The following is an 11154-nucleotide window of genomic DNA, read 5'->3' as shown; positions in this document are numbered from 1 at the left end:
CGAGGACAAGCTCGACGTGCTGAGGGTCGACAACGACGACGTCTACCGCCAGCAGGTCGCCAAGCTCGAACGGCTGCGCGCCGAGCGCGACGACGACGAGGTACGCCGGGCGCTCGAGGCCCTGACCCGCTCGGCCGAGGCCGGTCCCACCTCGGGCGGCTCGCTGGACGGCAACCTGCTCGCCCTCGCGGTCGACGCGGCCCGCGCCAAGGCCACCGTCGGCGAGATCTCCGACGCCCTGGAGAAGGTCTACGGGCGGCACCAGGCGGTGATCCGTACGATCTCGGGCGTGTTCCGCGACGAGGCCAGCGCGAGCGACAGCCCTGGGGGCTCGCTCGTCCAGCAGGTGCTCGACGCGACCGAGGAGTTCGCCGAGGCCGAGGGCCGCCGGCCCCGGATCCTGGTCGCCAAGATGGGCCAGGACGGCCACGACCGCGGCCAGAAGGTCATCGTGTCGGCGTTCGCGGACATGGGCTTCGACGTCGACGTCGGGCCGCTCTTCTCGACGCCCGAGGAGGTCGCGCAGCAGGCGGTCGACAACGACGTGCACATCGTCGGTGTCTCCTCGCTCGCGGCGGGTCACCTGACGCTCCTGCCCGCCCTCAAGTCGGCGCTGGCCGAGGCGGGACGCGACGACATCATGGTCGTCATCGGCGGGGTCATCCCCCCGGACGACGTGCCGACGCTGCAGCAGATGGGAGCGGCCGCGGTGTTCCTGCCCGGCACGGTCATCGCCGAGTCCGCGCTGGACCTGCTGGCCAAGCTGCGGGAGCAGCTGGGTCACTGATGGCCGCCTGATGCCTGACGTCCAGGCGCTGGTCGAGGGTGTCCGCGAGGGGCGGCGGGCCGCGGTGTCGCAGTCCATCACGCTCGTCGAGTCGACCAAGCCCGCGCACCGGGCCGCCGCGCGCGAGCTGCTCACCGCGCTGTCGGAGGACGACCGGGTGGGGGTGCGCTCGCCCACGGTGCGGGTCGGCATCTCCGGGGTGCCCGGGGTGGGCAAGTCCACGTTCATCGAGGCGCTCGGCTCGCGGTTGACCGGCGAGGGCCACCGGGTGGGGGTGCTGGCGGTCGACCCGTCCAGTGTCCGCACGGGTGGCTCCGTGCTGGGGGACAAGACCCGGATGGCCAGGCTGTCCGCCGACCCCGATGCCTACATCCGCCCGTCCCCGACCGCAGGCACCCTCGGCGGAGTCGCCCGGGCGACCGTGCAGTCGATGGCGGTCCTCGAGGCGGCGGCGTACGACGTCGTGCTGGTCGAGACGGTCGGGGTGGGGCAGTCCGAGATCACCGTGTCCGGGATGGTCGACACGTTCCTGTTCCTGACGCTGGCGCGCACCGGCGACCAGCTGCAGGGGATCAAGAAGGGCATCCTCGAGATCGCCGACGTGATCGCGGTCAACAAGGCCGACGGCGACCGCGAGCAGGAGGCACGGGCCGCGGCCCGGGAGCTCGCCGGCGCGCTCCGGCTGGTGCGCGGGCACGGCGAGTGGGCGCCGCCGGTGGTGACCTGCTCGGCCCTGGAGGACGTCGGCGTCGACGAGCTCTGGCGGCAGGTGCTGGCCCACCGCGAGCACCTGGGAGGTGCGGGGCTGCACGAGAAGCGCGCGGCTCAGCAGCTCGACTTCACCTGGGCGCTGGTGCGTGACGAGCTCGAGCAGCGACTGCGGCGCTCGCCCGAGGTGCGCGCCGTGCGCGAGGAGATCCGCGCGGCGGTGCTCTCCGGTGAGCTCCCGGCCACGGTCGCGGCGGACCGCATCCTGGCGGCGTACGACCACCCCCCGGGGTGATTTCCCGCGATGTCCCGGCGTGTCGGGACATTGATCCGTTGCCTCCGGGACAACCGGCGCGGGAATCTCCGTGCTGGCGCCGGTGCGACCACGCACCGAGCCGCGCACAACCACGTGCAACCGCAACTCCGGAGGGAACCCCACGATGAAGACTCGTCCCGTCGCCGCTGCCGCGGCGTCACTCGCGCTGGTCGGTGCCGCGCTCGCCGGCACGGCGCCCACCGCCACGGCGTCCGCCGCGAAGGCCGACCCGCAGGTGGCCACCGTGGCCAAGGGCCTGGTCGGCCCGCTCAGCGTCGCCCAGGCGCCCGACGGCACCCGCTACTGGGCCGACACGTTCGCCGGCGTGCTCTACAAGCAGGCCGTCGACGGCACCGTCAGCGTCGTCTACAAGAGCAAGAAGAGCCCGCCGGAAGGAGTCTCGGCCGACGGCGGCGTGGTCCGGTTCACCACCGGCTCCAACGACAACAAGGCGGGCAAGGTCTGGACCCTCGACGGGACCGGAGCCCCGGTACTCGTCGCCGACACGTTCCAGCACGAGAAGCGCACCAACCCTGACAAGAAGGTCAGCTACGGGTTCGTCAACACCCCGGAGAAGTGCCTCTCCCAGGTGCCGAAGAACGTCCCGGCCAGCTACCCCGGCGTCAAGGAGAGCCACCCCTACGCGACCGCGGTCGCCGGAGGCGTCACGTACGTCGCCGACGCCGGGGCCAACGCCGTCTTCGCCGTCTCCGCAGCCGGCGAGGTGTCGACCGTCGCGGTGATCAAGCCGGCCAAGGTCAAGATCACCGCGGAGGGCGCCGAGGCCCTCGGTCTGCCGCGCTGCACGGTGGGCAGGAAGTACGCGTTCGAGGGCGTCCCGACCGACATCGAGGTCGGCCCCGACGGCTCGCTCTACGTGACCAGCCTGCCCGGTGGCCCGGAGGACGGCTCGCTGGGCGCCAACGGCCGGGTCCTCAAGGTCAACCCGGCCACCGGCCGGGTCTCCCAGGTCGCCGGTGGGCTGATCAGCCCCACCGGCGTGGCCGTGGCGGCCAACGGTGACGTCTACGTGGCCCAGCTCTTCCGCGGTGTCATCTCGAAGATCAGGGCCGGCTCCTCCAAGGTCCGGACCTACCTCGAGGTGCCGCTGCCGGCGGCCGTCGAGACCACCCCGACCGGGCTGCTCGCGACGGTCAACGCGCTGCCGGGCCAGAAGCCCAAGGGCAAGGTCGTGACGATCACTCCCTGATCCACCCACAGAAACACCTCGACCAGCGGGACCCCGGCCGTGCTCGGCCGGGGTCCCGTTACCGTTGACCCGATGCCCGCGGACGCCACCGACCTGATCTCAGGCCTGATCTCAGACGTCGTCGACAAGTACGACGGTGAGCTGGTCGACCTGCGCCGCGACCTGCACACCCACCCCGAGCTGTCGTGGTCCGAGGCCCGCACCTCCGACGTCGTCGCGGCGCGCGTCGAGCAGGCGGGCTGGTCGGTGACCCGGGCACACCGCTCCGGGGTCATCGCCGACCTCGGCACCGAGGGTCCGACGATCGCGCTCCGGGCGGACATGGACGCCCTGCCCGTGCAGGACCTGACCGACGACCCCTGGAGGAGCACCGTCGCCGGTGTCGCCCATGCCTGTGGGCACGACGTGCACACCTCCGCGCTGGTCGGTGCGGCCCTCGCGCTGGCGGAGGTGGCGGCCCGCGGCATGCTGCCGGGCCGCGTGCGGCTGCTCTTCCAGCCCGCCGAGGAGGTCATGCCGGGTGGGGCCGTGCAGCTGCTCGACGACGGTGCGCTCGACGCGGTCGACCGGATCTTCGCCCTCCACTGCGACCCCGGCGTGGACGTCGGGCAGGTCGGGCTGCGGCTCGGGCCGCTGACCAGTGCGGCGGACCGGGTGGAGGTCCGGCTCACCGGCACCGGCGGCCACACCAGCCGCCCCCACCTGACCGGTGACCTGACCTTCGCGCTCGCCAAGGTCACGACCGAGCTGCCGGCCGTGCTGAGCCGCCGGATGGACCCGCGGGCCGGGGTCAGCGTCGTGTGGGGGAGCCTGCACGCCGGCGCCGCCCCCAACGTGATCCCGGACCACGGCCTTGTCTCCGGGACGGTCCGGATCCTCGACGCGGTCGCCTGGGCGGACTGCGAGGACATCGTGCGAGCCGCGGTCGCCGACATCGTGCGGCCCTACGGCGTCACGGCCGAGATCGACTACCAGCGAGGTGTCCCCCCGGTGGTCAACGAACCGGTCTCCAACCGGATCCTCGCCAGGGCGGTGCGGTCGGTGCTCGGCGAGGGGGCACAGGTGGTGGCGCCGCAGAGCCTCGGCGGCGAGGACTTCGGGTGGTTCCTGGAGCGGGTCCCCGGGGCGATGATGCGGCTCGGCACCCGGACCCCGGGCGGGGCGACGTACGACCTCCACCAGGGCAACCTCCGCGTCGACGAGCGGTCCGTCGGCATCGGCGCGAGGCTCCTCGCGGAGACCGCCGTAGAGGCGTTGGTCCACCGTCACTGAGTCGAAGGTCCCCTGCTGAGAGCGCCCCCCTATCGAATCGGTAACAACTTGGGTCGGGATGGTCGTGGGGTGTCGCTGACGGCGCACGGGGGCTTAGGGTCGGCGAGTCTCCCGCCCGACTCGGTGGGCATCCCCGAATCTCCGGGGCACGGGGCATCTCTGATTCACGCACACCTAGGAGGCGTCTTGCGACGCAGTACCAGACTCGCAGCCCTGCTCACCGCAGGCATCCTTGCCCTCGCGACCGCTGGATGCGGTGACGAGGACGAACCCAACGACGACCCGACGACCGGCAGCGGCGGCGACAGCAGCGAGACCGCTGACGCGCCCGAGTCGGACATCAAGGTCGGCATGGCCTACGACGTCGGTGGCCGCGGCGACCAGTCGTTCAACGACTCGGCGGCTGCTGGTCTCGACCAGGCCGTCGAGGAGTTCGGCTTCGAATCCGAGGAGGGCGAGGCTTCCGACGGTGAGGCCGAGACGCAGCGCGAGGAGCGCCTCCGGACCTTCGCGGACGCCGGCTACAACCCGATCATCGCGGTGGGCTTCGCCTACAGCGCCTCGGTCGCCAAGGTGGCGGTGGAGTACCCCGACCTCAGCTTCGCGATCATCGACGACACCGCCAGTTGCGAGCCGTTCGACGGCAGCGACCCGGTCCCGAACGTCGCGTGCCTGGTCTTCGCCGAGGAGCAGGGCTCGTTCCTGGTCGGTGCGGCGGCCGCGCTCAAGTCCGAGGCCGGCCACGTCGGCTTCGTGGGCGGCGTCCAGGTCCCGCTGATCGAGAAGTTCCAGGCGGGCTACGAGGCCGGTGCCAAGGCCGTCAACCCGGACATCACGATCGACGTCACCTACCTCACCCAGCCGCCGGACTTCTCCGGCTTCGGTGACCCGGCCAAGGGCAAGACCGCGGCCGAGGGCATGTACCAGGGTGGCGCGGACATCGTCTACCACGCAGCCGGTGGTTCCGGTGGCGGCGTCTTCGAGGCGGCGTCCGAGGCCGGAGCACTGGCCATCGGTGTCGACTCCGACCAGTACAACACCGCGGACCCGTCGGTCCAGGACGTCATCCTGACCTCGATGCTCAAGAACGTGAACGTCGCGGTCTACGAGTACCTCACCGAGGTTGCCGCCGGGACGTTCCCGGTCGGCACCAACGTCTACGACCTGTCGGTCGACGGCGTCGGCTACTCGACCAGTGGCGGTCTCGTCGACGACATCACGGCAGACCTGGACGGCTACAAGCAGCAGATCATCGACGGTGAGATCGAGGTTCCCACCGCTCCCTGATCGGTCCTGCTGACCGAGAGCACCACAGCCCGGGTCCGCGGTCCCGCCCCGGCGGGACCGCGGACCCGGGTCATTTCCGACGCCGGACTGGTTGGGTAGTGTCCGGCGGAGCGTCCCCGCGAAGTGTCCCCAGTCCGACGTGCCCAGGGAGGGTCTGCGTGTCTGCACCGACAGTCGAGGAAGCGACCTCGACCGGCGCGCCGGTGACCGTGCGCCTCCGCGGGATCGGCAAGCGCTTCCCGGGCGTCATCGCCAACGACGACATCAACATCGACGTCCGCCGGGGCACCATCCACGCGATCGTGGGCGAGAACGGCGCCGGCAAGTCGACGCTGATGAAGATCCTCTACGGCGTGCAGCCTCCAGACTCGGGAACGATCGAGATCGAGGGCACCCAGGTCTCGCTGAAGTCACCGGCCGATGCGATCGCCGCCGGCGTCGGGATGGTCTTCCAGCACTTCATGCTCGCCGACAACCTGACCGTGCTCGAGAACGTCGTCCTCGGCGCCGAGAAGCTGCACGGCATCGGCGGCGCCGCCCGGGCCGAGATCATGCGCATCTCGGACTCCTACGGTCTCGACGTCGAGCCCGACCGGATGGTCGAGGAGCTCGGCGTCGGCGCCCGGCAGCGCGTCGAGATCCTCAAGGTCCTCTACCGCGGTGCCCGCATCGTCATCCTCGACGAGCCCACCGCCGTGCTCGTCCCGCACGAGGTCGACGAGCTGTTCGACAACCTGCGCGAGCTCAAGAAGGAGGGACTGTCGGTCATCTTCATCAGCCACAAGCTGGACGAGGTCCTCTCGGTCGCTGATGAGATCACGGTCATCCGCCGCGGCACGACCGTCAAGACGGTGTCCCCCCGCGACGTCACCGCGCGCCAGCTCGCCGAGCTCATGGTCGGCTCCGAGCTGCCGTCGCCCAGCACCGAGACCTCCACCGTCACCGACGTCGTCCTGCTCTCGGTCAAGAACCTCACCCTGGCGGGAGTCGACGGCCGTGAGCTGTTGAAGGACATCTCCTTCGACATCCACAAGGGCGAGGTGCTCGGCATCGCCGGCGTCGAGGGCAACGGGCAGGAGGAGCTGGTCGAGTCGATCATGGGGATGCGCCATTCCAGCGGCGAGATCCGCCTGGACGGACGCGACCTCGCCCACGAGTCGACCGGGGAACGGCGGGAGGCCGGCATCGGCTACATCCCCGCCGACCGGCAGCGCCATGGCCTCCTCCTGGACGCCCCGCTGTGGGAGAACCGGGTGCTCGGCCACCAGGGCCGGCCACCGAGCGCGCGCGGACCGCTGATCGACAAGCGGGCCGCCCGCGCGGACACGGAGCGGATCATCGCCGCCTACGACGTCCGCACCCCAGGACCGGACGTGCTGGCCCGGGCCCTGTCCGGCGGCAACCAGCAGAAGCTCATCGTCGGCCGCGAGATGAGCAGCGAGCCGATCGTCCTGATCGCCTCGCACCCGACCCGGGGCGTCGACGTCGGTGCACAGGCCGCGATCTGGGGCCACATCAAGGACGCCCGGCGCAACGGGCTGGCGGTCCTCCTCATCTCCGCCGACCTCGACGAGCTGATCGGCCTCTCCGACCGGATCGAGGTCATCCTCCGCGGCCGGATGGTCGGCACGTTCGACCCGGGCGACGTGACACCCGAGCAGCTCGGTTCGGCGATGACGGGAGCAAGCCTGTGACGCCTCGCGTGACGAAGCTCGTGCTCGGGCTCAGCGCGCCGATCCTGGCCCTGCTGATGGCCTTCCTCATCACCAGTGCCGTGCTGGCCGCGGCCGGCGACCCGGTCGGCGAGGTCTGGGGTCAGCTGCTGTCGGTCCCCGAGACCCGCAACGTCGGCAACATCATCGACAACGCCACCGTGCTCTACCTCTCCGGTCTGGCCGCCGCCGTCGGCTTCCGGATGAACCTGTTCAACATCGGGGTCGACGGCCAGTACCGCATCGCCGCGTTCGTCGCAGCGGTCGTCGCCGGCGAGGCATGGCTGCCCGGCTACCTCAACACCGTGCTCGCCGTGCTCTGCGCCATGGCGGTCGGTGCGGTGTGGGCCGGCATCGCCGGCGTGCTGCGCGCCACCCGCGGCGTCAGCGAGGTCATCTCCACCATCATGCTCAACGCGATCGCCACGGCCCTCGTGGCCTACCTGCTCCGCGAGGCGGCGGTGCGCGAGGCCGGCAGCAACGTGATCGCGACCAAGACGATCCCCGAGGACAGCCGGATCCCCAACATCACGATCAGCGACGGTCCGCCGGTGGTGGACATCTACGGGTTCGTGGTCCTGGCGGTCCTCGCCGGTTTCCTCTTCTGGTTCGTCCTCAACAAGACCCGGTTCGGGTTCGACCTGAGGGCGACCGGACGCTCGACCACCGCCGCCGTCGCGAGCGGCATCAGCGTCAACAAGATGACGGTCGCGGCGATGATGCTCTCCGGCGCCGTGGCGGGCCTGGTCGGCCTTCCGATCCTGCTGGGCTCGTCGTTCTCCTACGGGTCGACCTTCCAGTCCGGCCTCGGCTTCGCCGGGATCGCGATCGCGCTGCTCGGCCGCAACAACGCGGTCGGGATCGCTGTCGGCGCCCTGCTCTTCGCCTACCTCAACGAGCAGTCCAACCCGCTCCAGATCCTGGTGGGGGTCTCGCCGGACATCGTGGCGATCACCCAGGGCACCATCGTGCTGACCGTGGTCATCTCCTACGAGGTCGTCCGTCGCTACGGGGTGCGCATGGAGCAACAGGCGGTGGCCAGGGCTCTCGAGCAGGAACGCGACGACGAGCGGGCGGAGGTCAAGGCATGAGCGTCCCCGCAACGACCACCGGCGTGGTCGAACCGCCCGCCTCGGCGGAGAAGAAGCGCCGGCTGCCCCGCTTCTGGCTGGTCTACGCCGCGCTGATGGCGGTGTTCGTGCTGTCGGTGCTCGAGGTGGTCACCGGCGCCAACGACCTGGCGTCGTCCGGCACCATCTCGGCCACCCTCATCGCGACCATGCCGATCATGCTGGCCGGGCTCGGCGGCCTCTGGTCCGAGCGCGCCGGCGTGGTCAACATCGGCCTCGAGGGGATGATGATCCTCGGGACCTACGGTGCCGGCTACTTCGGCTACCACTACGGCGCCTGGGCCGGCGTGGTCGGCGCGATCTTCATGGGCATGCTCGGCGGGCTCATCCACGCCATTGCCACGGTCGTCTTCGGCGTCGACCACATCATCAGCGGCGTGGCCATCAACATCATCGCGCTCGGGGCCGTGCAGTACCTCGCGGCGCTGACCTTCGCCGACCTCCCGGGCGGGGGCACCACCCAGTCGCCCAAGATCCCCGACGTCCCGACCCTGACCATCGGCCCGCTGAGCGACGCCCTGTTCGACGTGGAGAAGAAGGACTGGTTCTTCGTCTCCGAGCTGGCCGCGATCGGGCGCTCACTGGTCAACAACCTGTCCTTCCTGGTGATCATCGCCCTGCTGCTGCTGGTGCTCACCTGGTGGGTGCTCTGGCGTACGCCGTTCGGGCTGCGGCTGCGCGCCTGCGGCGAGTCCCCGGCGGCTGCGGAGTCCCTCGGCGTCAAGGTGCTGCGCTACAAGTTCGTCGCCGTCCTGATCTCTGGTGGGCTGGCCGGCCTGGCCGGGGGGATCCTGGCCATGGTCGCCTCCAGCAACTACCGGGACGGGCAGACCGGCGGGCGCGGCTACATCGGCCTGGCGGCGATGATCTTCGGCAACTGGAGACCGGGTGGGCTGCTGACCGGGTCCGGCCTGTTCGGCTACACCCAGACGCTGGGGCTCCGCCCGGGAGACTCGGTGAAGGCGCTGCTGCTGGCGGGCGCCGTTCTCGCGGTGGCCGCTGCCTACCTCCAGGCCCGGCGCGGCAGCCGGGTGTCCGCCATCGTCATGGCCGTGGTCGGGGTGTTCCTCGGCGTCGTCTACTTCGTGGTCGACACGGTGCCCAACGACTTCAGCGGCATGACGCCCTACGTGATCACGCTGCTCGTCCTGGCGTTCGCGTCGCAACGACTACGAATGCCCGCCGCCGACGGGCAGATATACCGCAAGGGGAGTGCGGGTTAGCTGTGCCCAACGCCCCTGACACTCCCGACTCCTCCGACTCCGACTTCGACTGGGAGGCGCTGCGCGCCGAGGCCGTCGCGGCGATGCGGCACGCCTACGCGCCCTACTCCGGCTACTCCGTCGGCGTGGCCGGCCGGGTCGACGACGGGCGGGTCGTGTCGGGCTGCAACGTCGAGAACGCGGCGTACGGCGTCGCGCTCTGTGCGGAGTGCGGCATGGTGTCCCAGCTGCACCTGACCGGGGGCGGCAAGCTCACCCACGTCGTGTGCGTGGACGGTGCGGGCGCGGTGATCATGCCGTGCGGACGCTGCCGGCAGCTGCTCAGCGAGAACAGCGGCCCCGGGATGCTGATGTGGACCGTCTCCGGGATCAAGCGGATGGACGAGGTGCTGCCGGATGCCTTCGGCCCCGACGACCTCGCTTGACCTGAGCTCGCCCGACGTCGTCGAGGACCCCTACCCCTACTTCGCCGAGGAGCGCGCCGCCCATCCCGTGGCCTGGCACGAGGGGTCGGCGATGTGGCTGGCCTTCGACCACGCCTCGGTGAGCGCGGTCCAACGGGACCGCAGGCTGGGCCGGCTCTGGCACGACCGGGAGCCGGCCGCCTACCTCGAGCCGTTCAACCTGCTGCATCGCAACCAGATGATGGAGAACGAGCCCCCCGAGCACACCCGCCTGCGGCGGCCCGTGGCGCAGGTGTTCGGCCGAGGTCACGTGGAGAGGCTCCGCCCACGGGTGGGTGCGCTGGCCCGGGAGCTCCTCGACCAGGTGGACCCCGCCGGCTTCGACGTGATCCGGGACTACGCCGAGCCGCTGCCGGTGCTGGTGATCGCCGAGCTCCTCGGCGTACCGGCGTCCTACGTGCCCGACCTGCGGAGCTGGTCGCAGGCCATCGTGCGCATGTACGAGGTCGCGCCCGGTCCGGACGTGGTCGAGGCCGCGGTCCGGTCGGCGGCCGAGTTCGCCGGACTCATCCGCGAGCTCATCCGGGAGCGCACCGCCCGGCCGCAGGCGGACCTGCTCAGCGACCTCGCGACCACCGAGCTGTCCGAGGACGAGATGGTGGCCTCGGCGGTGCTCCTGCTCAACGCCGGTCACGAGGCGTCGGTCAACGTGTTCGGCAACGGGCTCACCGCGATGCTGCGCCGGGGCCTGCGGCCCGGTCCGGACGTGGCGCTCTGCGTCGAGGAGATGCTGCGCTTCGACTCGGCCCTCCAGCTCTTCGAGCGCACGGCCATCGAGCCCGTCACCCTGTCGACCGGGGCGGGCGGGGTCACGGTCGGATCGACCGGCTGTGAGCCGGATTCGGTCGCTGAGGGGGAAGAGGGACGTTTCATGAGGGCTCCACATCTCGGTCCTTGAAAAGGCGACCGCAGGCGGCAAGGTTCCCGGCCGATGGTCTCGTTCGCTTCCCGGAGCCCTGTTTCATCCGGCCCAAAGGCCCGTTCTCATGTCATCGCCAGAGTTCTGCAATCTGTTCTTCAGAAGGTTTTACATCGGCGTCGAGAC

At 70.8% G+C, this 11154-nt stretch carries 10 protein-coding genes; all 10 read left to right on the top strand.

The window, feature by feature from the left end; all coding sequences use genetic code 11:
- Positions 1-787 (top strand): methylmalonyl-CoA mutase family protein (locus tag JHD21_RS16390; RefSeq protein ID WP_292677367.1); only part of this gene is annotated, 787 nt, incomplete at its 5' end.
- A gap of 10 nt (positions 788-797) precedes the next feature.
- Positions 798-1790 carry a methylmalonyl Co-A mutase-associated GTPase MeaB gene (meaB, locus tag JHD21_RS16385; protein WP_292677365.1) on the top strand — a complete coding sequence of 331 codons (993 nt, stop codon included), beginning with the start codon at positions 798-800 and terminating at the stop codon, positions 1788-1790.
- Positions 1791-1935: 145 nt separating this feature from the next.
- Positions 1936-3021, top strand: a complete 1086-nt coding sequence (locus JHD21_RS16380; protein ID WP_292677363.1) for a ScyD/ScyE family protein — start codon at positions 1936-1938, stop codon at positions 3019-3021.
- A 72-nt stretch (positions 3022-3093) separates the two neighbouring features.
- A complete protein-coding gene (locus JHD21_RS16375) occupies positions 3094-4293 on the top strand; it encodes an amidohydrolase (protein ID WP_292677361.1) in 1200 nt (399 codons plus the stop codon).
- 186 nt (positions 4294-4479) lie between these two features.
- Positions 4480-5580, top strand: coding sequence for a BMP family ABC transporter substrate-binding protein (locus tag JHD21_RS16370; RefSeq protein WP_292677359.1), 1101 nt, complete (start codon positions 4480-4482; stop codon positions 5578-5580).
- Positions 5581-5738: 158 nt separating this feature from the next.
- Positions 5739-7274, top strand: coding sequence for an ABC transporter ATP-binding protein (locus tag JHD21_RS16365; RefSeq protein WP_292677357.1), 1536 nt, complete (start codon positions 5739-5741; stop codon positions 7272-7274).
- A gap of 8 nt (positions 7275-7282) precedes the next feature.
- A complete protein-coding gene (locus JHD21_RS16360) occupies positions 7283-8383 on the top strand; it encodes an ABC transporter permease (protein ID WP_292677355.1) in 1101 nt (366 codons plus the stop codon).
- Complete coding sequence (locus JHD21_RS16355; RefSeq protein WP_292677353.1) at positions 8380-9645, top strand: ABC transporter permease; 1266 nt, start codon at positions 8380-8382, stop codon at positions 9643-9645. Before JHD21_RS16360 ends, JHD21_RS16355 begins: the two co-directional genes overlap by 4 nt.
- A gap of 2 nt (positions 9646-9647) precedes the next feature.
- Positions 9648-10070 carry a cytidine deaminase gene (locus JHD21_RS16350; RefSeq protein WP_292677352.1) on the top strand — a complete coding sequence of 141 codons (423 nt, stop codon included), beginning with the start codon at positions 9648-9650 and terminating at the stop codon, positions 10068-10070.
- A complete protein-coding gene (locus JHD21_RS16345) occupies positions 10042-11007 on the top strand; it encodes a cytochrome P450 (RefSeq protein WP_292677350.1) in 966 nt (321 codons plus the stop codon). The genes JHD21_RS16350 and JHD21_RS16345 overlap by 29 nt, the downstream gene beginning before the upstream one ends.
- Positions 11008-11154: the final 147 nt, after the last annotated feature.

The sequence above is a fragment of the Nocardioides sp. genome (assembly GCF_016462705.1).
Lineage (GTDB): Bacteria > Actinomycetota > Actinomycetes > Propionibacteriales > Nocardioidaceae > Nocardioides.
Note: the sequence above shows the minus strand (reverse complement) of the source record. Positions and strands in the feature narration are given on the sequence as shown.